This is a genomic window from Tropicimonas sp. IMCC34011, assembly GCF_003390865.1.
Lineage (GTDB): Bacteria > Pseudomonadota > Alphaproteobacteria > Rhodobacterales > Rhodobacteraceae > Tropicimonas_B.
This window is the reverse complement of sequence record NZ_QMEJ01000002.1, coordinates 222897-249035: the sequence shown is the minus strand read 5'-3', so window position 1 is coordinate 249035 and position 26139 is coordinate 222897. Positions and strand designations below refer to the sequence as shown.

Annotated in this window: 27 protein-coding genes; 22 read left to right on the top strand and 5 right to left on the bottom strand. The window is 68.2% G+C overall.

Annotated elements, in window-relative coordinates:
• The first annotated feature begins 113 nt into the window (after window positions 1-113).
• From DQG15_RS18390 to DQG15_RS07455, 20 genes are all read left to right on the top strand, one after another.
• The gene (locus tag DQG15_RS18390; protein WP_232830756.1) at window positions 114-548 is read left to right on the top strand and encodes a hypothetical protein; all 435 of its coding nucleotides are present in this window, start codon (window positions 114-116) and stop codon (window positions 546-548) included.
• Window positions 445-1830: a DNA-packaging protein gene (locus DQG15_RS07545; RefSeq protein ID WP_116084705.1), complete on the top strand. Its 1386-nt coding sequence runs from the start codon at window positions 445-447 to the stop codon at window positions 1828-1830. Before DQG15_RS18390 ends, DQG15_RS07545 begins: the two co-directional genes overlap by 104 nt.
• 26 nt (window positions 1831-1856) lie before the next feature.
• Window positions 1857-3053: a phage portal protein gene (locus tag DQG15_RS07540; RefSeq protein WP_116084125.1), complete on the top strand. Its 1197-nt coding sequence runs from the start codon at window positions 1857-1859 to the stop codon at window positions 3051-3053.
• Window positions 3054-3064: 11 nt separating this feature from the next.
• Window positions 3065-3667, top strand: coding sequence for an HK97 family phage prohead protease (locus tag DQG15_RS07535; RefSeq protein ID WP_116084124.1), 603 nt, complete (start codon window positions 3065-3067; stop codon window positions 3665-3667).
• 50 nt (window positions 3668-3717) lie between these two features.
• Window positions 3718-4899, top strand: a complete 1182-nt coding sequence (locus DQG15_RS07530) for a phage major capsid protein (RefSeq protein ID WP_116084121.1) — start codon at window positions 3718-3720, stop codon at window positions 4897-4899.
• Window positions 4900-4981: 82 nt separating this feature from the next.
• A complete protein-coding gene (locus tag DQG15_RS07525; RefSeq protein ID WP_157968935.1) occupies window positions 4982-5566 on the top strand; it encodes a hypothetical protein in 585 nt (194 codons plus the stop codon).
• Window positions 5563-5904 (top strand): head-tail adaptor protein, encoded by a 342-nt coding sequence (locus tag DQG15_RS07520; RefSeq protein ID WP_116084118.1) that lies wholly within the window; start codon window positions 5563-5565, stop codon window positions 5902-5904. The genes DQG15_RS07525 and DQG15_RS07520 overlap by 4 nt, the downstream gene beginning before the upstream one ends.
• Entirely contained in the window at window positions 5901-6314 is a 414-nt protein-coding gene (locus DQG15_RS07515; RefSeq protein ID WP_116084116.1) for a DUF3168 domain-containing protein, read from the top strand. The genes DQG15_RS07520 and DQG15_RS07515 overlap by 4 nt, the downstream gene beginning before the upstream one ends.
• 27 nt (window positions 6315-6341) lie before the next feature.
• A complete protein-coding gene (locus tag DQG15_RS07510; protein WP_116084115.1) occupies window positions 6342-6758 on the top strand; it encodes a phage major tail protein, TP901-1 family in 417 nt (138 codons plus the stop codon).
• A complete protein-coding gene (locus DQG15_RS07505) occupies window positions 6758-7075 on the top strand; it encodes a gene transfer agent family protein (RefSeq protein ID WP_116084113.1) in 318 nt (105 codons plus the stop codon). Before DQG15_RS07510 ends, DQG15_RS07505 begins: the two co-directional genes overlap by 1 nt.
• Entirely contained in the window at window positions 7075-7272 is a 198-nt protein-coding gene (locus tag DQG15_RS07500; protein WP_116084111.1) for a rcc01693 family protein, read from the top strand. Before DQG15_RS07505 ends, DQG15_RS07500 begins: the two co-directional genes overlap by 1 nt.
• Window positions 7262-7918, top strand: coding sequence for a phage tail tape measure protein (locus tag DQG15_RS07495; protein WP_232830755.1), 657 nt, complete (start codon window positions 7262-7264; stop codon window positions 7916-7918). The genes DQG15_RS07500 and DQG15_RS07495 overlap by 11 nt, the downstream gene beginning before the upstream one ends.
• Window positions 7919-7928: 10 nt before the next feature.
• Complete coding sequence (locus DQG15_RS07490) at window positions 7929-8564, top strand: DUF2460 domain-containing protein (protein ID WP_116084110.1); 636 nt, start codon at window positions 7929-7931, stop codon at window positions 8562-8564.
• Entirely contained in the window at window positions 8561-9505 is a 945-nt protein-coding gene (locus DQG15_RS07485) for a DUF2163 domain-containing protein (RefSeq protein ID WP_198665109.1), read from the top strand. The genes DQG15_RS07490 and DQG15_RS07485 overlap by 4 nt, the downstream gene beginning before the upstream one ends.
• The gene (locus DQG15_RS07480) at window positions 9505-9933 is read left to right on the top strand and encodes a peptidase (protein WP_116084106.1); all 429 of its coding nucleotides are present in this window, start codon (window positions 9505-9507) and stop codon (window positions 9931-9933) included. The genes DQG15_RS07485 and DQG15_RS07480 overlap by 1 nt, the downstream gene beginning before the upstream one ends.
• Window positions 9934-9945: 12 nt before the next feature.
• Window positions 9946-13884, top strand: a complete 3939-nt coding sequence (locus DQG15_RS07475; protein ID WP_116084104.1) for a glycoside hydrolase/phage tail family protein — start codon at window positions 9946-9948, stop codon at window positions 13882-13884.
• Entirely contained in the window at window positions 13877-14587 is a 711-nt protein-coding gene (locus DQG15_RS07470; protein WP_116084102.1) for a DUF2793 domain-containing protein, read from the top strand. The genes DQG15_RS07475 and DQG15_RS07470 overlap by 8 nt, the downstream gene beginning before the upstream one ends.
• Window positions 14588-14861: 274 nt before the next feature.
• Window positions 14862-15665 (top strand): serine O-acetyltransferase, encoded by an 804-nt coding sequence (cysE, locus tag DQG15_RS07465; protein WP_116084101.1) that lies wholly within the window; start codon window positions 14862-14864, stop codon window positions 15663-15665.
• 138 nt (window positions 15666-15803) lie between these two features.
• A complete protein-coding gene (locus DQG15_RS07460; protein ID WP_116084099.1) occupies window positions 15804-16220 on the top strand; it encodes a CopG family transcriptional regulator in 417 nt (138 codons plus the stop codon).
• 36 nt (window positions 16221-16256) lie between these two features.
• Window positions 16257-17345 carry a PHB depolymerase family esterase gene (locus DQG15_RS07455; protein WP_116084097.1) on the top strand — a complete coding sequence of 363 codons (1089 nt, stop codon included), beginning with the start codon at window positions 16257-16259 and terminating at the stop codon, window positions 17343-17345.
• Between the two features lie 122 nt (window positions 17346-17467).
• Here the strand turns inward: DQG15_RS07455 and DQG15_RS07450 are convergent, their stop codons facing one another.
• From DQG15_RS07450 to pdhA, 4 genes are all read right to left on the bottom strand, one after another.
• Window positions 17468-18859 (bottom strand): pyruvate dehydrogenase complex dihydrolipoamide acetyltransferase, encoded by a 1392-nt coding sequence (locus tag DQG15_RS07450; RefSeq protein ID WP_116084096.1) that lies wholly within the window; start codon window positions 18857-18859, stop codon window positions 17468-17470.
• Between the two features lie 66 nt (window positions 18860-18925).
• Window positions 18926-19195, bottom strand: coding sequence for a hypothetical protein (locus DQG15_RS07445; protein WP_116084094.1), 270 nt, complete (start codon window positions 19193-19195; stop codon window positions 18926-18928).
• A 13-nt stretch (window positions 19196-19208) separates the two neighbouring features.
• On the bottom strand, window positions 19209-20600 hold the full coding sequence (locus DQG15_RS07440) for a pyruvate dehydrogenase complex E1 component subunit beta (RefSeq protein ID WP_116084093.1): 1392 nt from the start codon (window positions 20598-20600) through the stop codon (window positions 19209-19211).
• Window positions 20601-20616: 16 nt separating this feature from the next.
• A complete protein-coding gene (gene pdhA / locus DQG15_RS07435) occupies window positions 20617-21651 on the bottom strand; it encodes a pyruvate dehydrogenase (acetyl-transferring) E1 component subunit alpha (RefSeq protein WP_116084091.1) in 1035 nt (344 codons plus the stop codon).
• Between the two features lie 503 nt (window positions 21652-22154).
• Here pdhA and DQG15_RS07430 point away from each other — a divergent pair.
• On the top strand, window positions 22155-23939 hold the full coding sequence (locus DQG15_RS07430) for an ATP-binding protein (RefSeq protein ID WP_198665108.1): 1785 nt from the start codon (window positions 22155-22157) through the stop codon (window positions 23937-23939).
• Between the two features lie 84 nt (window positions 23940-24023).
• Here the strand turns inward: DQG15_RS07430 and DQG15_RS07425 are convergent, their stop codons facing one another.
• The gene (locus tag DQG15_RS07425) at window positions 24024-24326 is read right to left on the bottom strand and encodes a septum formation initiator family protein (protein ID WP_116084702.1); all 303 of its coding nucleotides are present in this window, start codon (window positions 24324-24326) and stop codon (window positions 24024-24026) included.
• 190 nt (window positions 24327-24516) lie between these two features.
• On the opposite strand from DQG15_RS07425, the gene DQG15_RS07420 reads away from it, so the two are divergent.
• Complete coding sequence (locus DQG15_RS07420) at window positions 24517-26136, top strand: acyl-CoA dehydrogenase family protein (protein ID WP_116084088.1); 1620 nt, start codon at window positions 24517-24519, stop codon at window positions 26134-26136.
• Window positions 26137-26139 lie beyond the last annotated feature (3 nt).

The window sequence follows — 26139 nt, the reverse complement described above, 5'->3', positions numbered from 1 at the left end:
CCACGGTTCGCGGGCGATCATGGGGGGCACCGTACGGTGCCCTCCTTCCACACGTTCAGATTGTGCTTGACTTTGCGAACGCCCTTAGGTAGAACAAGGGCAAGCTGGACGACATGGGCAAGCGGCAGACCGGAGACGGTCTCGCCGCTTTTTTCGTTGTTGCACACCTCCTCCGGCGCCTTCGAGAAGGGAGCTTTCCATTGAATATCGACGAGGGGACCGGCGGATCGGAAGATCCGGCCGAAGAACTCGCACGTGCGTCGATCCGGTTCAGGAGCCATGCGAAGGAGCTGACGGAGATCGTTCGCGAAATCGACGCGGGCAACCCGGAACGCGCACGCCGGCTCGGCAGCTCCATCGCCGAGATCCGGCGGGCTGCCGGATTGCTGGATGAACTGGGGCGATACACGGCGGCGCAAGGTGCTCGCATCAAGGGGGGAACGGATGAAGGGACCTGCGGAACAATCGACCTCGCCAAAGTCAGAGAGGAGATCGGGCGCCGCCTGGCTCGCCTCAAAGGGGAGCGCCCTGGAAGCGGCATTTCTTGAAAGCCTGAGCCAGGAGGCGATCTGCGGATTGCCGTGGGTCTTCGAATTCTGGGCACATGAGCATCAGTTGCCGCCACCGGGGGACTGGAAAACCTGGGTCATTCTCGGCGGCCGGGGGGCAGGAAAGACGCGGGCGGGCGCGGAATGGGTGCGCGCCCAGGTGGAGGGGGCCGAGCCCGAGACGCCGGGGCCATGCCGGCGCATCGCGCTGATCGGCGAAACCTTCGATCAGGTCCGGGATGTCATGGTGTTCGGCGAGAGCGGGATCTTCGCCTGTTCGCCGCATGACCGGGAGCCGACCTGGGAGGCAGGGCGGCGACGCCTCGTCTGGCCGAACGGCGCGACGGCGACGGCCTATTCGGCGCATGACCCCGAAGCTCTGCGGGGTCCGCAATTCGACGGGGCCTGGGTGGACGAGCTTGCGAAATGGAAGCGCGCCGAGGACGCTTGGGACATGCTGCAATTCGCGCTTCGGCTGGGGGACGATCCCCGGCAATGCGTGACCACGACACCGCGGAGCGTGCCGGTCCTGCGGGACATACTGAAACGCGAGTCGACCGTGATGACCCACGCGCCGACCTCGGCGAACGCGCCGTACCTCGCGAGATCCTTCATGGCGGAGATCGAGCGGCGTTACGCAGGCACGCGGCTCGGCCGTCAGGAGCTTGACGGGCAGCTCCTGGAGGAGGTGGAAGGTGCGCTCTGGACGCATGCGAGGCTCGACGGGGTGCGGATGTCTGAGGCGCCCACTCTTGACCGGATCGTTGTCGCGGTGGATCCCCCGGCGGGCAGCGGGCCGGGGTCCGATGCCTGCGGGATCATCGTCGCCGGCGTCCAGATGCAGGGTCCGCCGCACACGTGGCGCGCATTCATGCTGGAGGATTGCACGGTCAAGGGCAAGACGCCCACCGGCTGGGCCGTCGCCGCCATCGCGGCCTTCCGCCGCCACGGCGCCGACAGGCTGGTGGCGGAGGTGAACCAGGGCGGGGACATGGTGCGGACCGTAATGCACGGGATCGATCCGCTCCTGCCGTTCCGGGCCGTTCATGCCAGCCGTGGCAAGAGCGCGAGAGCCGAACCGGTCGCCGCGCTCTACGAGCAGGGGCGCGTGCACCACGTCGGACAATTCTCGGAGCTCGAGGACCAGATGACGCGGATGTCGGTCGCGGGCTGGGAGGGCAGCGGCAGCCCGGACCGGCTCGATGCGCTGGTCTGGGCGATCCACGAGCTCTTGATCCGGCCGGCGTCCGACCGGTCGAGGCCACTCATCCGCACGCTGTGAGCGACCCTCAAGCCAAGGAGCGACATATGATCTGGGACAGGATCCGGCGGCGCGGGGCGCAGCCGGCCGAATACAAGGTATCCGCTGCCTCGCGGGCGGCCCGGTGGCCGCTGGGGGTGGTCGGTGGGGCGGCCTGGACGTCGCGAGACGTGCCGGCACTGACACGGGCGGGTTTTCTGGGAAATCCCATCGCATTCCGTGCGGTGAAGCTGATCGCGGAAGCGGCGGCGGCGGTGCCGGTCCTGTGCCAGGATGCGGAGCGGCGCTACGAGACGCATCCGATCCTTGATCTGATGCGGCGCCCGAATGCGGGGCAGGGCGGGGCCGAGCTTCTGGAGGCGCTCTACGGGCAATTGCTGCTGACCGGGAACGCGTATGTCGAGGCGGTGCCGGGCGCGGAAGAGGCGACGTTGCCGCTCGAGCTGCATGTGTTGCGGTCCGACCGGATGAGCGTGGTGCCCGGGACGACGGGGTGGCCGGAGGCTTTCGATTACCACGTCGGCAGCAGAACGCATCGCTTCGAGTGGACACCGAACGCGCCGCGGCCCGTCTGCCATATCCGGAGTTTCCATCCGCAGGACGATCATTACGGATTGTCTCCGCTCAGGGCCGCGGCAACGGCGCTCGATGTGCACAACGCGGCCTCGGCCTGGTCGAAGGGGCTCCTCGACAACGCTGCGCGCCCCTCCGGTGCCATCGTCTATCGCGGCGAGGAGGGGCATGGGCATCTGACGCAGGATCAATATGAGCGCCTGCAGACGGAGCTCGAAGCGCATCACCAGGGCGCGAGGAATGCCGGCCGGCCGATGCTGCTGGAGGGTGGTCTCGACTGGCGCCCGATGGGGTTCAGCCCGTCCGACATGGAGTTCCAGCGCACGAAGGAGGCCGCAGCGCGGGAGATTGCAACGGCATTCGGCGTGCCGCCGATGATGCTCGGGATACCGGGGGAGGCGACCTACGCCAATTATCAGGAGGCGAACCGGGCCTTCTTCCGGCTCACGGTGCTCCCGCTCGCGGGGCGGGTTTTGGCAGGGCTGTCGGACTGGCTGTCCGAATGGGCGGGGGAGCCGGCCCAGCTCCGGCCCGATCCCGACGGGATCCCGGCGCTTTCGGCCGAGCGAGAGGCTCAGTGGCGGCGGATCGGCGAGGCGGACTTCCTCACGGATGGAGAAAAGCGGGTTCTGCTGGGATTGCCCGCAGAGCCGGGTGCGGCGGCCACTTGAGCGGAGGGGAGATGCGGATGGATGCGGGCGACAGGACGGAGGGCATCGCGCTGGAGCGCAAGTTTTGCGTGCTCGGCGACAGGCCGGTGATCGGCGAGGGGCTTCGGATCTCAGGGTATGCGTCGCTTTTCGGGCGGCAGGACCGCGGCGGGGACAGGGTGGCCGAAGGCGCGTTCGCCAAGGGGCTCGCGGCGCTGGAGCGAAGCGGGCGGCGGGTGAAGATGCTCTGGCAGCACGACCCGGCACAGCCCATCGGTGTCTGGGACATGGTGCGGGAGGATGCGACGGGGCTTCTCGTTCAGGGACGGCTCCTGCCCGAAGTGGCACGGGCGCGGGAAGCGGCTGCGCTCCTCTCGGCGGGGGCAATCGAGGGCCTTTCCATCGGATACCGCACGACACGGGCGGAGCGCGACGTGGACGGCGTCCGGGTCCTGCGCGAGATCGATCTGTGGGAGGTGTCTCTGGTGACGTTCCCGATGCAGATCGAAGCGCGGATCGCGGCGGCGGGGGCCGATACCGTCAAGACCGGGCGCTCGGCCCCGGAGCGTGGAGACGAGCTGGCCCGGGCCTTCGAGACGGCGCGGCGGCGGCTTGCCGCGATCAACGGAGCCTGACCCCGGACAGCTCCGGGCGGACGAACTGACAGCAGCGAAAAGGACGAGCGATGAGCGAGACCGAGGCACGAGCCACGGGCGGGAAAGGTGCGCCCGACGGGGACATCCGGGCCGCAATGGACGGATTTCTGCGCGAAGTCGGGCGGTTCCGCGCCGACATCACCCGCAAACTGAACAAACAGGACGAGCGACTGACCATGCTGGACCGCAAGACCCTTTCCGCCACCGCGCGTCACGCCCTTGAAACGACGCGGGATGATGTCGCGCCCCACCGCAAGGCGCTCGATACCTACCTGCGCAACGGCGACGATGACGGCCTTCGCGGGCTGGAGCTCGAGGGCAAGTCGATGACGACGACGGTGGCGGCCGATGGTGGTTACCTCGTCGATCCCGACACGGCGGAGCGGATCTCGACCGTTCTGCGCTCCTCGGCATCGATCCGGAGCGTGGCAACGGTGGCCCAGGTGGAGGCGGGCAGCTTCGACGTGCTCGTGGATCACGGCGAGTTGGGGTCGGGCTGGGGCAGCGAGACTGCGGCGCCGAGCGACAGCGACACGCCGCAAATCGAGAAGATCGCGATTGCGCTGCACGAGCTGTCGGCGATGCCGAAGGCCAGTCAGCGGCTCCTCGATGACAGCGCCTTCGATATCGACGGTTGGCTGGCGGACCGGATCGCCCAGCGGTTTGCGCGGGCCGAAGCGGCGGCGTTCGTCCTCGGGGACGGCCTCGACATGCCGCGGGGATTCCTGACGCATCCGATCTCGGAAGACGTCGATCCGGGCTGGGGTCAGATCGGCAGCGTGGCCTCGGGGGCCGAGGGCGACTTTGCCGAGGCCGATCCGCTGATCGACCTCGTCTACGCACTCGGAGCCGAGTACCGGGCGAACGGCGTTTTCGTGATGAACTCCCGAACGGCGGGTGCCGTGCGCAAGCTGAAAGACGCGGATGGGCGGTTCCTCTGGAGCGACGGCCTGGCCGAGGGGGAGCCTGCGCGGCTCCTCGGGTACCGGGTGGTGATCGCCGAGGACATGCCGGACATCGCGCCCGGCGCCGCGGCCCTCGCTTTCGGCGATTTCGGTGCCGGCTATACGATCGCCGAACGGCCGGACCTGCGGGTGCTCCGCGATCCGTTCTCCGCCAAGCCGTATGTCCTGTTCTACGCGACCAAGCGGATCGGCGGGGATGTCACGGATTTCAGCGCGATCAAGGTCATGCGGTTCTCCGCAAGCTGAACCGAAGCCGGGCGGCGGGCCGGGGGACCGGGCGCCGCCCCTCCATCATGACGACGTCGCGGCGGCCAAGGAGGATACCCCGATGCTGACCGAACTGAGCGCGTGTCCCGCGTCGGCCCTGCCGGTGGCCGAGCTGAACGCGCATCTCCGTCTGGGACGGGGATTTTCCGACGATGGCGCGGAGACCCCGCTCGTGGAGACGATCCTGCGGGCGGCGATGGCCGCCGTCGAGGCCGGCACGGGGCTGTCGCTCCTCGCGCGCAGTTTCCTCTGGGCTCCCGAGAGATGGCCCGGCGGTGCGAGCGTCGATCTGCCGATCGCGCCGATCGCGGCGGTGACGCAGATCACCTACACGAACCGGGTGGGAGCTGAGATCCCCCTTGCGGAGGACCGCTGGCGATTGGCCCCGGATTGGCGGCGCCCGCGGCTGGTGGCGAGGGATCGGCCGTTTCCGTCTGCGCCGCAGGGCGGGACGGTCATGGTGCATCTCACGGCTGGCTTCGGCGACGACTGGGAGAGCGTTCCCGCGGATCTGGCGCAGGCGGTCCTGATCCAGGCGGCGAAGTTCTACGAGTATCGCACCGGCGAGGCGAAGGGGCCGCCTGCGGATATCTCCGTTCTTCTCGGTCCGTGGCGTCAGGTGCGGCTCGGGGGGCGGCGGGCATGACCGTGCCAAGGCTGAATCGCTCCCTCGTGCTCGAGGCAAGGGAGCGCGTGCCGGACGGACATGGCGGCGTTCGGACCGGGTGGAGAGCGCTCGGCTCGCTCTGGGGGGAACTCAAGGCCGGGGCAGCGCGGGAGGCCGGTCTCGGCGACTTGCCGGGCACGCGGGTGCAGTGGCGGATCACGGTCCGTGCGTCCCCCGAAGGCAACCTTGCCCGTCCGGTTGCGGGGCAGCGCTTCGCCATGGGCGCGCGCAAGTTTCGCATCAATGCCGTGGCGGAAGGGGATATCGAGGGCCGCTACCTTCTGTGCCACGCGAGCGAGGAGGGGGTACGGTCATGAGCTACGCCCTTGGACTTGAGGTCCAGAGCGCGATCTTCGGCCTCCTGACGGCCGACGCCACACTCACGGCGCTCGTCGGTGGCGACATCTTCGACGCGGCGCCGCCGGGCGCCGTGCCACCGCTCTACGTCACGCTCGGCGAGGAAAGCGTACGGGCGGCGGGGGACAGCGGCGGGGCGGGGGCGTGGCACCGGGTAAGCCTCCGGGTCGTCTCCGTCACGGCGGGGTTCGCCGCGGCCAAGGAGGCGGCGGCTGCGATCTCGATCGCCCTCGACGGAGCGAGACCCGCCCTGGCGGGCGGCCGGGTCGTGAGCCTGCGCTTTGCCCGCGCCATCGCAAAGCGTCAGCGGGGCGGCGAGGGCCGCACCATCGACCTGCGCTTCGACATCCGTGTCGATGCGAGCGCGTGATTTCAGACAACTATCGGGAGAGGCATCATGGCCGCACAATCGGGCAGGGACCTGCTGATCAAGCTCGACCTGACGGGAGCCGGGCAGTTCCAGACCATCGCCGGTCTGCGGGCGAGCCGTCTGTCGTTCAACGCCGAGACCGTGGACGTCACGTCGCTCGAGAGCCAGGGGGGCTGGCGCGAGCTCCTGGCAGGGGCCGGCGCCCGCAGCGCGTCGATCAGCGGATCGGGGGTGTTCCGCGATGCCGATACCGACGAGCGGGCGCGACAGATTTTCTTCGACGGGGCGACGCCGGACTTCCAGGTGGTGATCCCGTCCTTCGGGATCATCGAGGGGGCGTTCCAGATTGTCGCCATCGAGTATGCCGGCTCGCATGACGGGGAGGCCACGTTCGAGCTGTCGCTAGCCTCTGCGGGGCGTCTGTCCTTCACGGCGCTCTCCTGATGGCCAATCCATGGGCCGGAGAAGTCGAGGTGGTGCTCGACGGTGTCGCGCATCGGGCGAAGCTGACGCTCGGGTCGCTGGCGGAGCTGGAGGCGGAGCTGCAGACGGAAACGCTGGTGGAGCTGGTCGAGCGTTTCGAGGCCGGCTGCTTTTCCGCGACGGATGTCCTTGCGCTGATCGTGGCCGGGCTCCGCGGTGGCGGCTGGGACGGACGCGCGGCCGATCTCGTGCGAGCGGAGATCCGGGGTGGACCGGTGGAGGCCGCGCGGCTCGCGGCGCAGCTTCTGGCGCGCGCCTTCGCGCCGCCCGAACGCTGATGGACTGGGCGGGCCTGATGCGCCTCGGCCTTGGCGGGCTGGGGATGAGACCTGATGCGTTCTGGTGCCTGACCCCGGCGGAGCTTGCGTTGATGCTCGGCCTCGAAACTGAGGCTCCGCCACTCACGCGCGCGCGGCTTGCAGAGCTCGCCCGCGCCTTTCCCGATAGTAACGATGGAGGCGGCGATGGGGCCTGAAGAAACGGATGCGATCCGCGCCGAGATGGAAGCGCTCGAGGACCAGCTCGACGATGCCGGAACGATGACGGCGGTCTTCAGCGCCGAACTCGAGCGGATGCGGGGAAGCCTCTCCGCGGCGACCGGGAGCGTCGGTGCTCTCGGCGGAGGGATCGACCGGGGTCTGAGACGGGCGTTCAAGGACCTGACGCTGGACGGGGCGCGGCTTTCGGACACCTTGCGCGGTGTGGCGCAGTCGATCGCCGGTGCGACCTACACCGCGGCGATGAAACCCGTGACGAAGACCCTTGGCGGGGTCGTTGCGCAGCAGCTGGCCCGGATCGGCTCGGCGGCAGCGTTCGCGGATGGCGGGACGTTCTCGGCGGGGCGCGTCATGCCGTTCGCGAAGGGGGGCGTGGTGACATCCCCGACGACGTTCGCGATGCGCGGCGGTAGCGGGCTGATGGGCGAGGCGGGACCGGAGGCGATCATGCCGCTTACGCGCGGCGCGGATGGTCGGCTCGGCGTCTCGGCGGGCGGCGGGGGGCGTCCGGTCAATGTGGTCGTGAACGTCCGGACGCCGGACGTGGCCGGCTTCCAGCGCAGCCAGGGACAGATCGCGGCGCAGATGGGCCGGGCGCTCGCACGCGGTCAGCGCAATCGCTGAAGGAGGCAACATGAAGGATTTCCACGACATACGCTTCCCGACATCTCTTTCCTTCGGTTCGGTGGGCGGGCCGGAGCGTCGGACGGAGATTGCGGCGCTGGTGAACGGCTTCGAGGAGCGCAACACGCCCTGGGCCCATTCGCGGCGGCGCTACGATGCGGGGCTTGCCTTGTGCTCACTCGACGACATCGCGCGCCTCATCTCGTTCTTCGAGGCGCGGCGCGGGCAACTCATCGGCTTTCGCTGGAAGGACTGGTCCGACTTCACGTCCTGCGCGCCGTCCGGAAACATCGATTTCGAGGACCAGATCATCGGCGAGGGGGACGGGGTCCGGCGCGAGTTCGCCCTGTCGAAGACCTACCGTTCGGGAGATGCGGAGTACGTTCGCCCGATCCTGAAGCCGGTGGACGGAACCGTGCGCGCGGGCCTCGAGGGGGACGAGCTGCGGGACGGGGTCCACTGGGAGCTCGACGCAGCGCGCGGTGTCCTCACCTTCGCCGAGGCGCCCGATATCGGGGTCCGTGTCACGGCGGGGTTCGAGTTCGACGTGCCGGTGCGGTTCGACACGGACCGGATCGAGGTGTCCGTCGCGAGCTTCCAGGCCGGCGAGGTTCCGAACGTCCCCGTCGTCGAGGTTCGGCTGTGAGCGGGGGACGGGAGACGCTGGCGGCGCGGATGAAGGCGGGCGCCAGTACCGTCTGCCGTGCCTGGGCGATTGTCCGGGGGGATGGTGTGACGCTGGGTTTCACCGATCACGATCAACCGCTCGAATTCGGCGGAACGGTCTTCCGGGCGGATGCAGGGCTGTCGGCGCGGGCGGTCGCTCAGTCCACCGGACTGTCGGTAGACAACACGGAAGCGGCGGGGCTCCTGTCTGCGGACGCGATCACGGAGGAGGATATCCTCGCCGGGCGATACGATGGCGCCGAGGTCACGGAATGGTTGGTGGACTGGACCGATCCCGCAGCAAGGACGGTGGTGTTCGCGGGGAATCTCGGGGAGGTCGTCAGGGATGGCGGGGCGTTTCGGGCGGATCTCAGGGGGCGGACGGAGACGCTCAACCGGCCGACCGGGCGCATCTACCAGACCGGGTGCGCGGCGGTGCTGGGGGATGCGTCCTGCGGCGTAGATCTGGACGCGCCCGGTCTTTCCGTCGAGGCCGAGATCACGGTGGTCGAGGCAGGACGGATCTTCTGGATCGCGGGCGCGGAGGGCCATGCGCGGCGGTGGTTCGAGAGGGGCCGCGCGCAGATCCTGTCGGGACGCGCTGCCGGGCTCATCGGAGCGATCAAGGAGGACCGGGCGGAGGGGATCCTCAGGCGGATCGAGCTTTGGGAGGAGATCCGCGCCGAGGTCTCGCCGGGGGATCGGCTGAGGGTCGAGGCGGGATGCGACAAGCGCGATACGACCTGCATCGGCAAGTTCGACAACTTCGTCAACTACCGCGGCTTTCCGCATGTCCCGGGCGAGGACTGGCTGACCTCCTATCCGAAGCGCAAGGGCGGGAACCATGGGGGGAGCCGTGCCGGGCGAAGGGTCGCAGAGGACATCAAGGCGGCGTTCGAGGCTGCCAGAGATCGGTATTGATGCGGCCCGAGGTCGTGGCGATCGCGAGAGGCTGGATCGGGACGCCCTATCGCCACGCCGCGTCGGTGCAGGGGCACGGCACCGACTGTCTCGGCCTCGTGCGGGGGATCTGGCGCACGCTCTACGGAGACGAGCCGGGCGGGGTGCCGCCCTATACGCTCGACTGGGGGGAGCCGCAGGGCGACGAGCGGATGTGGGCTGCGGCGCGGCGATTGATGCCGGAACGCCCGCGAGGTGAGGTCGCCGAGGCCGGTGACATCCTGCTCTTCCGGATGCGGCATGGCGGTATCGCCAAGCATCTGGGCGTCGCCGCCGAAACGGGCGACCGGCCCAGCTTCATTCACGCATTCCAGGGTCACGCAGTGGTGGAATCCCCGCTGACGCGGCCCTGGGCCCGCCGCATCGTGGCGCGGTTTATCCTGCCCTGAGGACGAGAGAAGATGGCGACAATCCTACTTTCAGCGGCCGGTGCGGCGGTCGGCGGCATGGTTGGCGGTTCGGTGCTCGGCCTGTCGTCCGCGGTGATCGGACGGGCGATCGGCGCGTCCATCGGTCAGGTCATCGACCAGCGCCTGATGGGCTCGGGCAGCGAGGTCGTCGAAGGGCCGCGGCTGGACCGGTACCGCATCACCGGGGCGAGCGACGGGGCGCCGGTCCGCCGCGTCTGGGGGCGCGTGCGGGTGGCCGGGCAGGTCATCTGGGCGACCGAGTTCGAGGAACACGTCAAGAAGACGCGGCAGAGCGGCGGTGGCAAGGGCGGCGGCGGTGGCTCCTCCGTCACGACGAAGAGCTACAGCTACAGCGTCTCGCTCGCCGTGGCCCTCTGCGAGGGAGAGATCCTGAGGGTGGGGCGTGTCTGGGCCGACGGGATCGAGCTCCCTGCGGGATCGCTCGACATGCGGGTCTATACCGGCTCGGAGGATCAGCTGCCGGATCCGCGGATCGAGGCGGTCGAGGGCGAGGGGATGGCGCCAGCCTATCGCGGGATCGCCTATGTCGTCATCGAGGATCTGGCGCTGGGCGAATTCGGCAATCGGGTTCCCCAGCTGACATTCGAGGTCGTGCGGCCCGCGCAGGGGGACGGGATCCCGGACGCGGTACGGAGCCTGTCGGACGTCGTGAAGGCGGTGGCGCTCGTGCCGGGGACGGGGGAGTACGCTCTGGCGACGACGCCCGTGCGGCATGCGTTCGGGCTCGGGCGGAACGAGGCCGTGAACGCGCATTCGCCGCTGGGGCGCACTGACTTCGCGGCGTCCCTCTTGGCCCTGGAGGAGGAGTTGCCGGAGTGCGGATCCGTCTCCCTCGTGGTGTCGTGGTTCGGAGGGGACCTGCGATGCGGCTCTTGCGCCATCGAGCCCAAGGTGGAGCAGCGGGACATCGACGGCGTTCCGATGAAATGGCGCGCAGGCGGTATCGGGCGCAGTGCCGCGAGGACCGTGCCGCGGATTGACGAGCGACCGATCTACGGCGGGACGCCGGCGGACGGCTCCGTCATCGAGGCCATCCGGGCGATCCGCGAGACCGGCCGGGAGGTGATGTTCTATCCCTTCATCCTGATGGATCAGGTCGCGGGAAACGATCTCGTGGATCCGTGGAGCGGGACGACGGGCCAGCCCGCCCTGCCATGGCGCGGCCGGGTCACGACGTCCCTCGCGCCCGGTCTGGGTGGCAGCCCTGACGGAACGGTTGCTGCGGGGACCGAGGTCGCGGCGTTCTTCGGCGCGGCGGAGCCGGGGGATTTCGAGCGCACGGGTGGCGAGGTGCTCTATCATGGGCCGGACGAATGGTCCTTCCGTCGGTTCATCCTGCATTACGCGCATCTCTGCAGCCTGGCCGGCGGGGTGGACAGCTTCTGCATCGGCTCCGAGATGCGGGGGGTGACCCAGATCCGCGGGGCCGGCGGAACGTATCCGGCGGTTGCCGAGCTCGTGCGTCTGGCCGCCGATGTGCGCTCGATTCTAGGGGTCGACACCAAGATCGGTTATGCCGCCGACTGGAGTGAGTATTTCGGTCACCATCCGCAGGACGGAAGCGGCGACGTCCGGTTCCACCTCGACCCGTTCTGGTCGCAACCGGCGATCGATTTCGTCGGGATCGACAATTACATGCCGCTGTCGGACTGGCGGGACGGCGAGGCGCATGCGGATGCGGAGTGGGGCAGCATCTACAATGCGGCATATCTCGAGGCGAACGTCGCGGGGGGAGAGGGCTACGACTGGTACTATCCTGACACGGAGGCGCGAGTCGCGCAGCGACGTATGCCCATCGAGGACGGGGCGTATGCCGAGCCCTGGGTGTTCCGCCCCAAGGATCTGAGGGGCTGGTGGGAGAACCCGCACCACGAGCGGATCGGAGGGGTCCGGCAGACGGCGCCGACGGATTGGGTGCCGGGCTCGAAGCCGATCCGTTTCACCGAGATCGGCTGCGCGGCCATCGACAAGGGGACGAACCAGCCGAACCGCTTTGTCGATGCCAAATCCTCGGAGAGCGGAACGCCGCACCATTCGGACGGCACGCGGGACGACCTGATTCAGGCGCAGTACCTGCGGGCGATGACGTCCTACTGGGGGCGGTCCGAGACCAACCCGGTTTCGGACCTCTATGGAGGACCGATGGTGGACATGACGCGGGCACATGTCTGGGCATGGGATGCGCGCCCGTTTCCGTATTTCCCGGCGCTGGGCGATGTCTGGAGTGACGGGGAGAACTACGCCAGGGGGCATTGGCTCAACGGGCGAACCTCGGGCGAGGATCTCGGGGCCGTCGTCGCGGAGATCTGCCTGCGGGCGGGGGCAGGCCTGCCGGATGTGTCCGGGCTTCACGGAACGGTGCGCGGGTTTTCCGTCGAGGACGGGCGGGAGGCTCGCGGGGTGCTGCAACCGCTGATGCTGGCCTATGGCTTCGAGGCGATCGAGCGGGACGGGCGACTGATGTTCCGGACACGGACCGGCGCGCAGCCAGTGGCGCTGAGCTTCGATGCACTGGCCGAGGCGGACGGGATCGACGGCGCGGTGGAGCGCATCCGCGCGCCCAAGGCGGAGATCGCGGGACGTGTGCGGCTGACCTATCTGGAGGCGGAGACGGATTTCGAGGTCCGGACCGCGGAGGCTGCGTTTCCGGGGGAGCCGGCACCGACGGTGTCCCATTCGGAGCGTCCCCTGACGTTGACCCCGGCGGAGGCGCGTGGGGTCGTCGAGCGGTGGCTGGCCGAGGCGCGGGTTGCGCGGGACGGGATCCGGTTCGCGGTGCCGCCCTCCCGGCTGGATCTGGGCGCGGGCGATGTCGTGGCTCTGGGCCCGGAAGGGGGCGACGGGCGCTACCGGATCGACCGGGTGGAGCAGGGGGACGTGCGGATCATGGAGGCGGTTCGGGTCGAGCCGCAGATCTACGTGCCGTCAGAGGCCGCGGACGCGCGGAGCGCGCCACGGCCATGGCAGCCCCCGATGCCGGTCGAGCCGATCTTCCTCGATCTGCCGCTTCTCACGGGGGAGGAGGTGCCCCATGCGCCGCACCTGGCCGTGGCGGGCGATCCCTGGCCCGGGGCGGTGGCGGTCTATTCCTCGGGCGAGGATGCCGGCTACGGGCTGGATGCGGTCGTGGAGGCGCCGGCCTCCGTCGGCGTGACGGAGGCGCCGCTGCTCGCCGCTTCTCCCGGGCGCTGGGATCTCGGCCCGCCGCTCCGGGTTCGCATGGCGCGGGGAACGCTGTCGAGCGCGGATGGGCCCGCGGTCCTCGGCGGAGCGAACGCGCTGGCGATCGGATCCGGCGCGCCGGGAGCTTGGGAGATCGTGCAGTTCGCAGAGGCGGTGCTCGTCGGAGCGGAGACGTGGGAGCTGTCGCGGCGGCTGAGGGGGCAGGCGGGAACGGATGCCGTCATGCCCGCCGAGTGGCCCGCGGGAAGCCTCGTCGTGTTGCTGGACGGAACGCCCGAGCAGATCCCGGCGGCCCTGTCGGCGAGGGGACTTGCGCGGCACTACCGGATCGGGCCCGCCTCCCTGCCGATGTCGGACGCGGCTTACGTCCACCGGGTAGAGAGCTTCGACGGGACGGGGCTGCGGCCCTACGCTCCGGCGCATCTGCGGGCGCGGGCGATGCCGGACGGAGATATCGAGATCGGCTGGATCCGGCGGACGCGCATCGGAGGGGACAGTTGGCAGGGCGAGGAGGTGCCGCTCGGGGAGGAGACGGAGCGCTACCGGCTCCGTGTGCTGGCGCCCGGGGGGGCGGTTCTGCGCGAGACCGTGACCGAAACACCTTCCTTCATCTACGGCGCTGCGGAGCGGGCGGCGGACGGGCCGGGCCCGCTCACGCTCTCGGTGGCGCAGATATCAACGACGTTCGGCGACGGACCCCAGACGAGGATCGAGATCCATGAGTGAGACGCCAAACCTGTCCTTGCCGTTTCTGGCCCCGAGCCAGGCGCAGAAGCACGTCACCGTCAATGAGGCGTTGATGCGGCTCGATGCGCTGTCGCAGCTCACTCTGGTTTCGCGCGCCATCGCCATGCCGCCGAACACCGCCCTGGAGGGGGAGTGCTACGGCGTGCCGCCGGGGGCTGCCGGGACCTGGGCAGGGCATAGCGGTGAGATTGCCGTGCGGTCGAACGGCGGTTGGGTGTTTGCCGTCCCGCGCGCGGGGTGGCGGGCCTGGGATGCATCGGCGGGACAGGTTGTCGTCCATGATGGAGAGGGGTGGATCGTGCCGCCGTCGGCCGGAATGCCGGGCGATGCGGGGCTGCGGCTGGCGAGCGAAGTGACGGAGTGCAGCGTCTCGGCCGGCGGGGCGCAGGGCCTGCCGGTTTTCATTCCCGCCGAAGCGATGGTGTTCGCCTGCTCCGCGAGGGTCACGGAAGATCTTGGCGCATCTCTGACGGGGTGGTCGCTGGGAACGCAGGCGGAAGTGACGAAGTTCGGTGCCGGCATGGGGCCGCTGAGCGGATCCTATGCGACGGGACTGCTGGGCACACCGCAGACCTTCTACGATGGAGCGCAGGTCTGGATCGCGCCAGAGGGGGGCGATTTCGACGGCGGGACGCTGCGCGTGGCACTGCACCTGATCCGGGTGGACCTTCCGGCGGCCTGATGCGGCTGGTCTTGCAGGAGGGCGTGCGGATGAGGGAGGGGGCAACACGGGCCTGTTCTTCGCGGCATCGCGGACGGTTTGCGGATGCGGCTTCGAAGCGATCCGGCCTCGGCCCTCCGCCGGTGCGGTCTGGCGCCGGACGGACGCGTCCGCGACCCGAAGTGGCGGGCCGCGCCGCGCGCCTTGCGAGATGCCCAGGGTGCCCGGGGGGTTCCCTCCCGGGGCTCGCCGCCTTATTTCGGGATCCAAGGACCCGCGGCAAGAGGATGACGCGATGCTGGAGAGCGAGCGGAGCGTGGCAAGTGTCGATCCCGTCTGGGATCGGATTGTCGCTGAAGCGGAGAAAGCCGCCTCGGACGAGCCGCTTCTCGGCGGGCTCATGCATTCCAGCATCCTGCACCATACCAGCCTCGAACGCGCGCAGGCCTATCGCATGGCCCAGAAGCTTGCCTCCAAGGAGATGAGCGAGCAGATCCTGAGGGAAATCGCCGATGAGGCCCATGCGGCCGTCCCGAGCCTCGGAGAGGCTGCGCGGGCCGATCTGTCGGCGGTCTACGACCGCGATCCGGCCTGCCATCGGCTCCTGCAGCCACTTCTCTATTTCAAGGGCTTTCAGGCGATTCAGGCGTACCGCGTGGGACACTGGTTGTGGACCGAAGGGCGCGTTGACCTCGCCTATTTCATCCAGATGCGCGTGTCCGAGATCTTCGGGATCGATATTCACCCCAACGCCGTCATCGGCAAGGGGATCATGATCGACCACGCGCATTCCATCGTCATCGGCGAGACGGCGGTGGTGGGCGACAACGTGTCCATGCTGCATTCGGTGACGCTTGGCGGGACCGGCAAGGAGCATGGCGACCGGCATCCCAAGATCGGCAACGGCGTCCTGATCGGGGCCGGGGCAAAGGTTCTTGGCAATATCAGCATCGGCTCATGCAGCCGCATTGCAGCCGGGTCCGTGGTTCTGCACGACGTTCCCTCGTGCAAGACGGTCGCCGGCGTTCCGGCGAAGATCGTGGGCGAGGCTGGCTGTGATCAGCCCGCGATTTCGATGGATCAACTTCTGGAGCACTGAGGCCGCGTCTTCGGCGCCGGGCGCCGTTCCTCTGTTCTCACAAAAACGTTCGGCGGTGCGGACACGCAAATTCTGCACGTGCCCCTTGCGTGCTGCACTGCGGCATCCATATACCATCCAAGTGGATGGAGTTGTCTCATGCCGAAGATACACAGATTACGCAGCGGACAGGCCGACACCGAGAAGGTGACGATCAATCTCGGTCATGTTGACCTGGGGCGGATCGATCTTCTGGTGCGAGAAGGCTTTTACTCGAACCGCACTGACTTCATCCGCTCAGCGATCCGGGGGCAACTTGCGACGGAAGCACGGGCGGTCGACCAATCGGTCGAGCGGCACCGGTTCGAAATGGGCCTTTTCGACATCACGCGGGCCGATCTCGAGACGATGCGGGATGCAGGAGAGGTGCTCCATCTGCGCGTCGTCGGGCTGGCCCGGATCGCCGAGGACGTACCCCCGGAGCTTGCGGCCGAGGCCATCGGATCCCTGAGCGTTCTCGGTTCTCTTCACGCATCGAAAGACGTCAAGGCGGCCCTGTCGGACCGCATCATCTGACGAGGGCGCGTCCCTCGCTTTTCAGGACAAAATGACATGACACATGATCTCGCGACGGCGCTCCGCCGGGCGCTTTCGAAGACGCGCGCCTCCGATCCCGCCGGAGCGACGGCCCTGATCCAGGCGGCGTTGTCCGGGGTCCCGGCGTCCGGGACGGAATGCGGCCCCTGCGCCGCGGTAGAGCGGGCCAAGGCGAAGGCACGATCGGGCTCGCGCACGATCCTCTCCGGCCTCTCCGGTCTTTCCGGATCGGCCCAAATGCCGAAGATGACGGGGCTTTCCGGCCTAACGCAGAGGGGAACGCGGCGTGGCCGGGCTGCGCCGGTTCCCGAGGGGGCACAGGTGGAGATGCGCCGGCATGACGGGTCGGCCGGCGGACGGGATTACCGTCTCTTCGTGCCGTCCCCGCGGGAGGGCGGTTTCGCAGGACTGGTCCTCATGCTCCACGGCTGCACGCAATCGCCGGAGGATTTCGCGCTCGGCACGAAGATGGATCAGGCGGCGGAAGAGGCGGGCTTTGTCGTGGCCTATCCTGCCCAGACAGGCGCGAGTAACGCGCAATCCTGCTGGAACTGGTTTCGCCCCGAGGACCAGGGGCGGGCGAGAGGGGAGCCCGCGATCCTGGGCGCACTGGCGCAGGATCTGGCAGCGGAATTCAGTCTCGAAGGCCGTGTTTTTGCCGCGGGATTGTCGGCCGGGGGAGCCATGGCGGCCGTGCTTGCGGAAACGCACGGGGACGTCTTCGCGGCGGTGGGGATCCATTCGGGTCTGCCGGCCGGTGCGGCGCGGGACCTGCCGTCGGCCTTGGCCGCGATGCAGGGCCAGGTGGGCGGCGGACGGCCAGCGGCCCGCCCTGCCATCGTCTTTCACGGGACGGCGGATCGCACGGTGTCCCCCGCCAACGCAGCGGCCTTGGTTCCGGGGGACGGTGTCGTGACGGAGCATGAGCGTGAGGGACGGCGATGGACGCGAATGACCACGGCGGGCGGCTCCGAGCTCTGGATCGTCGAGGGGGCCGGGCATGCGTGGTTCGGAGGCGATGCGGGGGGGAGCCATGCCGATCCGGCAGGGCCGGACGCATCCGGTGAAATGCTGCGGTTCTTCGCCGAACAGACAGCGACGTGACGCCGGGCGGACGGACCATTCCGCCAGCTCCCAATGATGCGCGGTGACTGACGAAAGACGCCCCCGCAGATGTCTGCGGGGGCGCTGACTTTTATCGCCTCTGGCCGCATGGGGCCCCTTGATCAGGCGAGCATGCCGATCGGGTTCTCCAGATGGCCGACGATGGCTTTCAGGAGCTCCGCGCCAAGGGCACCGTCGATGACCCGGTGATCGACGGAGAGCGTGACGGACATGACCGTCGCCGTGGTCAACTCCCCGTCTTCGCCCACGATCGGCTTCTTCACGCCCGCGCCGACGGCGAGGATCGCGCCGTGGGGCGGGTTGATGACGGCGTCGAAGTTATCGATCCCGAACATCCCGAGATTGGAGATCGCGAAGCTGCCGCCCTGATATTCCTGCGGCTGGAGCTTGCGGTCCCGGGCCCGGGACGCGAGGTCCTTCATCTGGGCGCTGAGCGAGGAGAGCGTGCGGCTCTCGGCATCGCGCAGGACCGGGGTGAAGAGACCGCCTTCGATGGCCACGGCCACCGCCACGTCGGACGGTTTCAGCTTCAGGATCCGGTCTCCGGCCCAGACGGCATTTGCGTCCGGCACCTCCTGCAGGGCCAACGCGCAGGCCTTGATGATGAAGTCGTTGACCGACAGCTTCACGCCGCGCCCTTCGAGCTGCTTGTTCAGCGTGGAGCGGAATTTCAGCAGGGCATCGAGCTTGATGTCCCGGCGGAGATAGAAGTGCGGGATGGTCTGCTTGGCTTCGGTCAGGCGCTGGCCGATGACCTTGCGCATCCCGTCGAGCTTGACCTCCTCGGTCTCCCGATCGGCATACATCTTGAGAACGGCGTCCGCGCTGGGGCCGGACGGGGCTGCCTGCGGAACCGGCGCGGCATCCGGTGCGGACTTGGGAGCATCTTTGGACGCGGCCTTCTGCGGCTGCGCCTCGGCGCCCTCCACGTCGGCCTTCACGATGCGGCCCTTGGGGCCGGAGCCCTTGAGCTGCGACAGGTCCAGACCCTTGTCCTTCGCGATCCGGCGGGCGAGGGGGGAGGCGAAGATGCGCTCGCCATCCTCGCGGGACCCGGATGCGGGCGCGGAGCCGGACGGAGCCTTGGCAGGCGCGCCGCCTTCGTCCTTCGCCCCGGCGCCGCTGTCGGGCATCGGGCCGCGGCCATACCCCTTGACCGGCTCAGTGACTTCGGAGGAGCCGGCAGGCTCGGCATGGGAGGACGCGTCGCCCTTGGGCGCAGAGGTCTCGCCGATGTCGTCCTTGCTTTCACCGTCCTCGAGAAGAACGGCGATGGGGGTGTTCACCTTCACACCCTCCGTTCCTTCCTCGATGAGGATCTTGCCGACGGTGCCTTCATCCACCGCCTCGAACTCCATCGTGGCCTTATCGGTCTCGATTTCGGCCAGAAGGTCGCCGGAGGAGACGGTGTCCCCTTCCTTCACGAGCCACTTGGCCAAAGTGCCCTCTTCCATGGTGGGCGACAGCGCGGGCATCAGGATTTCGGTGGGCATCTCAGCTCTCTCCCTCGGCGGGGCGATCGGTCATGGACGAACGGTCGAACGTGGGGGCGGGGCGGCTCATGCGTAGCCCTCCCCTGTTTCCTCGACGAATACGCGGCCCCATGGCTCGCGAACGGTTCCGCCGGTTTCCCGCGCCGTCACGGCACCGAGAATATGGGCGAGGTTGTCGCGGATCCACAGGACGCGTTCTCCTTCCGTCGCCGCTTCCCCCAGCTCGTCGTCGAGGAAATCGGCGGGAACGATCGCGCGGTAGCGATTGTCGAGCCCATCGAGGCGCAGCGCGAAGGCGCCGTTCCCCAGGGGCATGATCTGCTCGTCTTCTGCCATGATCGGCCCCTTGTCAGCGGTAGGTAACGGCGTGGACGGCGTCGAGGACTTCCTGCGTCGTCGTCAGCGCCAGCTTTTCAAGGTTGGCAGCATACGGCATCGGAACGTCCTTGCCGGTGCAGTTGATCACCGGGGCATCGAGATAATCGAAGGCGTTCTGCATGATGTAGGCGGACAGGTGATTGCCGATGGAGCAGACCGGGAAGCCTTCCTCGACCGTCACGCAGCGGTTGGTCTTCTTCACGCTCTCGATGAGCGTGTCGTAGTCCAGCGGCCGCAGGGTGCGCAGGTCGATCACCTCGGCCTCGATCCCGTCCTCGGCGAGCTTCTCCGCCGCTTCGAGCGCGTAGGTCATACCGATGCCAAAGCTGACGATGGTGACGTCCGTCCCCTCGCGCCAGATCTTCGCCTTGCCGAAGGGGACGGTGTGATCCTCGATGTCCGGCACGTCGAAGGTGCGGCCGTAGAGGATCTCGTTCTCGAGGAAGACGACCGGGTTGGGGTCGCGGATGGCGGTCTTCAGGAGGCCCTTGGCATCCGCCGCGGAATAGGGCTGCACGACCTTCAGGCCCGGCACGGAGGAATACCATGCCGCGTAGTCCTGGCTGTGCTGCGCGCCCACGCGGGCGGCGGCGCCGTTCGGGCCGCGGAAGACCATCGGGCAGCCCATCTGGCCGCCGGCCATGTAGAGCGTCTTGGCTGCCGAGTTGATGATCTGGTCCATCGCCTGCATGGCGAAGTTGAAGGTCATGAACTCGACGATGGGGCGCAGGCCGCCGAAGGCCGCGCCGACGCCGAGACCGGCAAAGCCGTGCTCGGTGATGGGCGTGTCGATCACGCGGCGGTCGCCGAACTCGTCGAGCAGACCTTGGGTGATCTTGTAGGCGCCCTGGTACTCGGCAACCTCCTCGCCCATGACGAAGACCGCGCCGTCGCGGCGCATTTCCTCGGCCATCGCGTCCCGCAGCGCCTCGCGCACGGTCTGCTGCTTGAACTTGGTGCCCTCGGGCAGTTCGGATTCGACCGGTCTGCTGTCCTTCGGCTTCGCAGGGGCAGGGTGGTCCTTGCTGTCCGAGGGAGCGGTCTCGGAGCTCTGCTCCTTGTCGGCGGGCGCCGCGGCGGAGCCCTTGCCGGACGCATCCTCGATGTCGTCCGCGCTTTCGCCCTCCTCGAGGAGGACGGCGATGGGCGTGTTCACCTTAACGCCCTCGGTGCCTTCCTCGATCAGGATCTTGCCGATGGTGCCTTCGTCGACGGCTTCGAATTCCATCGTGGCCTTGTCGGTCTCGATCTCGGCCAGGATGTCACCGGAAGAGACGGTGTCGCCTTCCTTCACCAGCCATTTGGCCAGGGTGCCCTCCTCCATGGTGGGGGAGAGGGCGGGCATGAGTACTTCTGTCGCCATGGTTCTGGTTCTCTCCTCAGGCGTCCTGCGGGGCCACGTCGGCGTAGATGTCGGTGTAGAGCTCGTCGGGATCGGGCTCCGGGCTTTCGCGGGCGAACTCGGCGGCCTCGTTGATGACCTCCTTGATCTCCTTGTCGACAGCCTTCAGCTCGTCCTCGGAGGCGTGATCGCCGTCGAGAAGACGCTTGCGGACCTGCTCGATCGGGTCGCGCTCCTCCCGCATCTTCTGCACCTCGTCGCGGGTGCGGTACTTGGCGGGGTCGGACATCGAGTGCCCGCGATAGCGATAGGTCATCACCTCGAGGATGTAGGGGCCTTCGCCCGCGCGGCAGTTCTCGACTGCCCGGCGGCCGGCCTCGCGCACGGCGAGCACGTCCATCCCGTCGACTTCCTCGCCCGGAATGCCGTAGGCCGCGCCGCGCTCCCAGAGGGATTTCGACTTGGTGGCGCGCTTCACCGAGGTGCCCATGGCGTACTGGTTATTCTCGATGACGAAGATCACCGGCAGGTCCCACAGTTCGGCCATGTTGTAGGTCTCGTAGACCTGGCCCTGGTTCGCCGCGCCGTCCCCGAAATAGGTGAAGGTGACGTTGTCGGTGCCGTTGTACTTGTCGGAGAAGGCGAGGCCCGCGCCGATCGGGACGTTCGCGCCGACGATGCCGTGACCGCCGTAGAAGTCCTTCTCCTTGGAGAACATGTGCATCGAGCCGCCCTTGCCCTTGGAGTAGCCGTCGCGGCGGCCCGTGAGCTCGGCCATCACGCCCTTGGGGTCCATGCCGCATGCGAGCATGTGACCGTGGTCGCGGTAGGTGGTGATGCGCTTGTCGCCCTCCTTCGCCGCGGCTTCGAGGCCGACGACGACGGCTTCCTGGCCGATGTAGAGGTGGCAGAAGCCACCGATCAGGCCCATGCCGTAGAGCTGACCGGCCTTTTCCTCGAACCGGCGGATCAAGAGCATGTCCTTGTAGTACTGGAGAAGCTCGTCCTTCGTGGCGCTCAGCGGTGTTTTCGCCGAGCCTTTGCTGCGTGATGTCGTGCTTCGTGCGGCCATGTTTCGCGAACCCCTGCAACGAAATAGTTTAGTGCTTAACTAATCCGTAGCAGACCCCTAGCGACCCTGCATCCCCAAAAACGCGACCCTCCCGGCTCGCGCATTGCTGATCTGCGGTCACCGGGACCGGACCGCCCCGAACGTGGGACCGGGATTATGCCCCCGCTTCCGATGCCGGGGGCACATCACCTGATCGTCAACGAAGTCCCGGACCGGTAGCAAAATATACACTTTCTGAGGGGTATGGTGGCCTCCGGTTTAGTGCGAGCGAGAAGATTCACGTCAGTTGCCCATCTTTCGCTTCAATTCTCCCATAGGCAGATCCTGTTATCGCCACGTGCCACCCCTGATCGTACCTTTTTTGGACGAGTGATCACGATGAACCGGCTGTTCTCCCCCTCGCGGGGATCCACGTTCGGCGAAGACGCCGGGCAGCGTCCGGGCCGCCCGCGCCCGGCGCGCGGCGCTGCGCGGCGTGATGCGGAATGCCCTCGATGATGTGCATGCGGTCTTTCGGATACAGCGGCGGTCTGCTCGCGGCCGGCCTGATCTTTGCCTTCTTCCTGGCGGTGACGATCTGGACGTGGCGGCGCCCGTTCGGGCCCGGTCACAAGCTTTTCCGGATCAGCAACGTTTCACTCCTGGCCTGGATCGGGCTGTCCACGATCCAGATCGGGGCGCTCGAGATCGAGTGTCAGATCTTCTGGATGTCGCTCACGGCGCCCGCGCTCACGGTCCTTGTGACCTCCTGGACGTTCTACCTGATCGAGTTCGGCCCGCTCAGGCTGTTCTACGGCGCCAGATGGCGGGGGCCATATATCATCGTCGCGGGGTTCTTGGCGTTCGCCATCGGGGCGACAAATCACTGGCACGCCGCCCTTGTGACGGACCAGTCCGTGGCTGCATGGCTCGATGGCAGGGTTTCCGTCGTCATCGACCGCGGGCCCCTCTACTATCTCATGAGCGCGCACAATTACGCCTGGATCGTCGTGGCGACCGTGGTGTCCGTCACGGGCCTCAGGCAAGTGAATCCAGCGTTCCGCCCGCTATTTGCCGCGCTGCTTGCGATGACGGTCCTGCCGGTGGCCACGAATATCGGCTACAACCTTTTCGGTTTCACGGTATTCGGCGTCGATCCGACGGCCTTCTCGATGGTCGTCTCGATCGCCACCTACGCCTGGGTTTTCGTCAACGGGCGGGCGCTGACAGCGGAGGTCGTGGGGGAGCGGCACCTGTTCCGCGCTGCCCGCGCGATCATGATCATCTGCGACAGGTCCGGCGAGATCACCTCGGCCAATCCCTACGCGCAGGACTATCTCGACGGGCCCCACGGGGCGGACATCCGCGCAATCGTCCAGCGATTGACCGGGGATCTCAACGACGGGATGGATCTTCACGCCGAATGCCACGAACGCGTGGGGGAACGGTCCTTCCGCCCGCACGCGATCCTCATCGAGGATCCCGTCCATCCCAGCCGTCCGTTCCTGGGGTGGACGTTGACCCTGGTCGACGTCACCGAGGAGGAGGAGGCCGCGGCGGCGCTCCGCGCGGCGAAGGAGCAGGCTGAACAGGTGTCCAGGCTGCAGGCCCAGCTTGTCTCCGTGATCAGCCACGAGCTCCGCACACCGCTGACCTCGATCAGCGGGACCCTCGATCTGCTCGATGCCGGTGTGATGGGGCCGCTCGCCGAGCCGGGGAAACAGGGCGTCGCCGTTGCCCGGCGCAACTGTGCCCGGCTCTCCCGGCTCGTCAACGACCTGACGAACTCGCAGCAGTTCGAGGCGAGGCAGCTCACTCCCGAGTACGAGCTCGTGGACCCGAGCGACGTCGTCGCCGCCACCCTCGAGGCGATGAAGGATGAGGCCCGGCAATGGCACGTGGAGTTCGCGTTCGATCCGGCCCCCGGATCGTGCGAGATCCTGGCCGACCGCGCCCATCTCGCACATGCACTGGGCAACGTGCTGTCCAATGCCGTGAAGTTCTCCCCGAAGGGCGGAACGGTCTCGGTCTGCGTTCTCTGCGGCGACGGATACGCGGACGTCCAGGTCCGCGATCAGGGTCCGGGTATCCCGGAAGGATCGGAGGACCAGGTGTTCGGCCGGTTCGTCCAGCTCGACAGCTCGGCGACGCGGAGTCACGAGGGCACAGGCCTCGGCATGAACATCTCGCGCCTCATGGTGGAGCAGATGGAGGGGGAGATCTTCTACGAAGCCGCGCCCGGGGGCGGCACGATCTTCCATATCAGGCTTCCGCAAGCCGCGCCCCAAAAGCTCTATGCCGTACGCTGAGCCCCGGGCCGGAGCGCCGCGCCGGAGGGGAAGGCCCGATGATGCCGGACGGAGCCGTCAAACCCGGCCACCTCCGCGACCGGCCTAGTCGAAGATGACTTCGTCGGCGCGGACGAGGCCAAGCACGGACCGGGCCTGCTGATCGAGAAGGTCGAGGTCGAGATACGAGTCGGACAGACGGTGCGTCTTGTTCTCGAGCGCGGCCACCTGGGCCTCCAGCTCGATCCGTTCGCGTTCAAGCGACCGTGTGGCCGCGTCGATCTCCATGCGCCGGAACAGACCGTAATCGCCCTGAACCGCCGCGAAGGTGAAATAGGCGCCGAGCGCCATTGCCAGCGTAAAGAACACCGCAGCGCCCACGCCGGGCCTCTTGCCCTTGCCGCCCATCTGGAAATCCGCCTCTGCCACATGCCTCGGGGCCGCCTCGTTCTTCGGGTGGCCTAAGAGCTGACGATGCCACAGGGCGGCGCGATTGCCAATCGCCACTGTGCCCCGTGTTGCCCCCCTGCATTTCGCCTTGCGCGAGCGCGCAGGCGGCCTAGCCTCTACCTTAGGGAACAGGAGGAACGCGCGGCCCATGCCACTGCCACCGCTCAGCGACCTGGGGAGCCACGAGGTGACGAACCAGCCCGGCCCGCCCGCCGATCTCGATCTCTGGGCGCTGGACGCGCCCTTCCGGGATCACCTTGCGCGGTCCGGCGCGGATACCGCTCCCCTGATGCGGCTTGGCGCGGAGCTCGGGCGGGAGGACTGGCGCGAGAAGGCCCGCGCGGCGAACCGTCATCCGCCCGAGCTGCGCCTGTTCGACCGGGCCGGGCGACGGCTCGACGAGGTTGCCTTTCACCCCGCCTACCACGACTTCCTCACGCTCGGCCTCGCGGCGGGCTATGCCGCTCGCGCCTGGTCCCGCGCGCCCGGCGGGCACGCGACCCATGCCGGCATCGTGTACATGATGAGCCAAGTCGAGCCGGGCGTCTGCTGTCCCATGACGATGAGCTATGCCGCCGTCCCGGCCCTCGCCGCGGACGAAGCGCTGGAGTCGCTCTGGGCGCCGCGCCTGACGGCCGCCGCCTACGATCCGGCCATCGCGCCGATAACGCAGAAGCGCGCCGCCACGATGGGCATGGCGATGACGGAGAAGCAGGGCGGCTCTGACCTCCGCGCCACGGCGACCCGCGCGGAAAAGGCGGACGGCGCATGGCGGCTGACGGGACACAAGTGGTTCTGCTCCGCGCCGATGTCGGACGGCTTCCTGACGCTGGCACAGGCACCGGGCGGGCTGACCTGCTTCGTCGTGCCGCGCTGGACGGAGGAGGGCCGCAACGCCATCCGCCTACAGCGCCTGAAGGATAAGCTCGGCAACCGCGCCAATGCGTCGGCCGAGATAGAATATGCCGGCGCCCGCGCTCATCGCCTGGGGGAGGAGGGGGACGGCGTGCGGACGATCATCCGCATGGTCCACCACACCCGGCTCGACACGGCCATTGCCCCGGCCGGCCTGATGCGCGCGGGGCTGGCGGAAGCGCTTCGCTGGTGCGCGGGCCGCACCGCCTTCCAGCGCAGCCTGATCGACGCGCCGCTGATGCAGACGGTGCTGGCCGATATCGCGCTCGACGTGGAGGGCGCGCTGGCGCTTGGCTTCCGTGTCGCGCAGGCCTTCGACGGGAACTCCGCAGAGGCGCGCGCCTTCGCCCGGATCGGTGTCGCGCTGGCCAAGTACCTGGCGAACAAGCGCTGCCCCACGGTGCTTGCGGAGGCGATGGAGACGCTTGGCGGAATGGGATACGTCGAGGATACGCCGCTTCCGATGCTCTACCGCGAAGCGCCACTCAACGGGATCTGGGAAGGGTCGGGCAACGTGATCTGCCTCGACATCCTGCGCACCCTCGCTCGCGATCCCGAAGCGAAGGCCGCGCTCGACGCCGAACTCGACAGCGCGCGGGGGGCGGATCGCCGGTACGATACCGCGCTCGAGGGATTCCGGGCCCGCTGGCCCGTTTCGCCGCCCGAAGGCGAGGCACGCGCCTTCGCCGAACGCGCGGCGTCGCTTCTGACCGCCGCGGTCCTCTTGCAACGGGCGCCGGCCTCCGTCTCGGAAGGCTGGTGCGCCAGCCGGCTGGGGCAGGGGGATCGGGGGCTGACGCCGGGGTCGGCAAGCGGGATCGACGCGGCCGCGATCCTCGCACGGCTGACCTGAGGC

Coding starts and splice junctions, on each gene's coding strand:
- DQG15_RS18390 (WP_232830756.1), top strand. CDS start 114: ATGGGCAAGCGGCAGACCGGAGACGGTCTCGCCGCTTTTTTCGTTGTT.
- DQG15_RS07545 (WP_116084705.1), top strand. CDS start 445: ATGAAGGGACCTGCGGAACAATCGACCTCGCCAAAGTCAGAGAGGAGA.
- DQG15_RS07540 (WP_116084125.1), top strand. CDS start 1,857: ATGATCTGGGACAGGATCCGGCGGCGCGGGGCGCAGCCGGCCGAATAC.
- DQG15_RS07535 (WP_116084124.1), top strand. CDS start 3,065: ATGCGGATGGATGCGGGCGACAGGACGGAGGGCATCGCGCTGGAGCGC.
- DQG15_RS07530 (WP_116084121.1), top strand. CDS start 3,718: ATGAGCGAGACCGAGGCACGAGCCACGGGCGGGAAAGGTGCGCCCGAC.
- DQG15_RS07525 (WP_157968935.1), top strand. CDS start 4,982: ATGCTGACCGAACTGAGCGCGTGTCCCGCGTCGGCCCTGCCGGTGGCC.
- DQG15_RS07520 (WP_116084118.1), top strand. CDS start 5,563: ATGACCGTGCCAAGGCTGAATCGCTCCCTCGTGCTCGAGGCAAGGGAG.
- DQG15_RS07515 (WP_116084116.1), top strand. CDS start 5,901: ATGAGCTACGCCCTTGGACTTGAGGTCCAGAGCGCGATCTTCGGCCTC.
- DQG15_RS07510 (WP_116084115.1), top strand. CDS start 6,342: ATGGCCGCACAATCGGGCAGGGACCTGCTGATCAAGCTCGACCTGACG.
- DQG15_RS07505 (WP_116084113.1), top strand. CDS start 6,758: ATGGCCAATCCATGGGCCGGAGAAGTCGAGGTGGTGCTCGACGGTGTC.
- DQG15_RS07500 (WP_116084111.1), top strand. CDS start 7,075: ATGGACTGGGCGGGCCTGATGCGCCTCGGCCTTGGCGGGCTGGGGATG.
- DQG15_RS07495 (WP_232830755.1), top strand. CDS start 7,262: ATGGGGCCTGAAGAAACGGATGCGATCCGCGCCGAGATGGAAGCGCTC.
- DQG15_RS07490 (WP_116084110.1), top strand. CDS start 7,929: ATGAAGGATTTCCACGACATACGCTTCCCGACATCTCTTTCCTTCGGT.
- DQG15_RS07480 (WP_116084106.1), top strand. CDS start 9,505: ATGCGGCCCGAGGTCGTGGCGATCGCGAGAGGCTGGATCGGGACGCCC.
- DQG15_RS07475 (WP_116084104.1), top strand. CDS start 9,946: ATGGCGACAATCCTACTTTCAGCGGCCGGTGCGGCGGTCGGCGGCATG.
- DQG15_RS07470 (WP_116084102.1), top strand. CDS start 13,877: ATGAGTGAGACGCCAAACCTGTCCTTGCCGTTTCTGGCCCCGAGCCAG.
- cysE (WP_116084101.1), top strand. CDS start 14,862: ATGCTGGAGAGCGAGCGGAGCGTGGCAAGTGTCGATCCCGTCTGGGAT.
- DQG15_RS07460 (WP_116084099.1), top strand. CDS start 15,804: ATGCCGAAGATACACAGATTACGCAGCGGACAGGCCGACACCGAGAAG.
- DQG15_RS07455 (WP_116084097.1), top strand. CDS start 16,257: ATGACACATGATCTCGCGACGGCGCTCCGCCGGGCGCTTTCGAAGACG.
- DQG15_RS07450 (WP_116084096.1), bottom strand. CDS start 18,859: ATGCCCACCGAAATCCTGATGCCCGCGCTGTCGCCCACCATGGAAGAG.
- DQG15_RS07445 (WP_116084094.1), bottom strand. CDS start 19,195: ATGGCAGAAGACGAGCAGATCATGCCCCTGGGGAACGGCGCCTTCGCG.
- DQG15_RS07440 (WP_116084093.1), bottom strand. CDS start 20,600: ATGGCGACAGAAGTACTCATGCCCGCCCTCTCCCCCACCATGGAGGAG.
- pdhA (WP_116084091.1), bottom strand. CDS start 21,651: ATGGCCGCACGAAGCACGACATCACGCAGCAAAGGCTCGGCGAAAACA.
- DQG15_RS07430 (WP_198665108.1), top strand. CDS start 22,155: ATGCGGTCTTTCGGATACAGCGGCGGTCTGCTCGCGGCCGGCCTGATC.
- DQG15_RS07425 (WP_116084702.1), bottom strand. CDS start 24,326: ATGGGCGGCAAGGGCAAGAGGCCCGGCGTGGGCGCTGCGGTGTTCTTT.
- DQG15_RS07420 (WP_116084088.1), top strand. CDS start 24,517: ATGCCACTGCCACCGCTCAGCGACCTGGGGAGCCACGAGGTGACGAAC.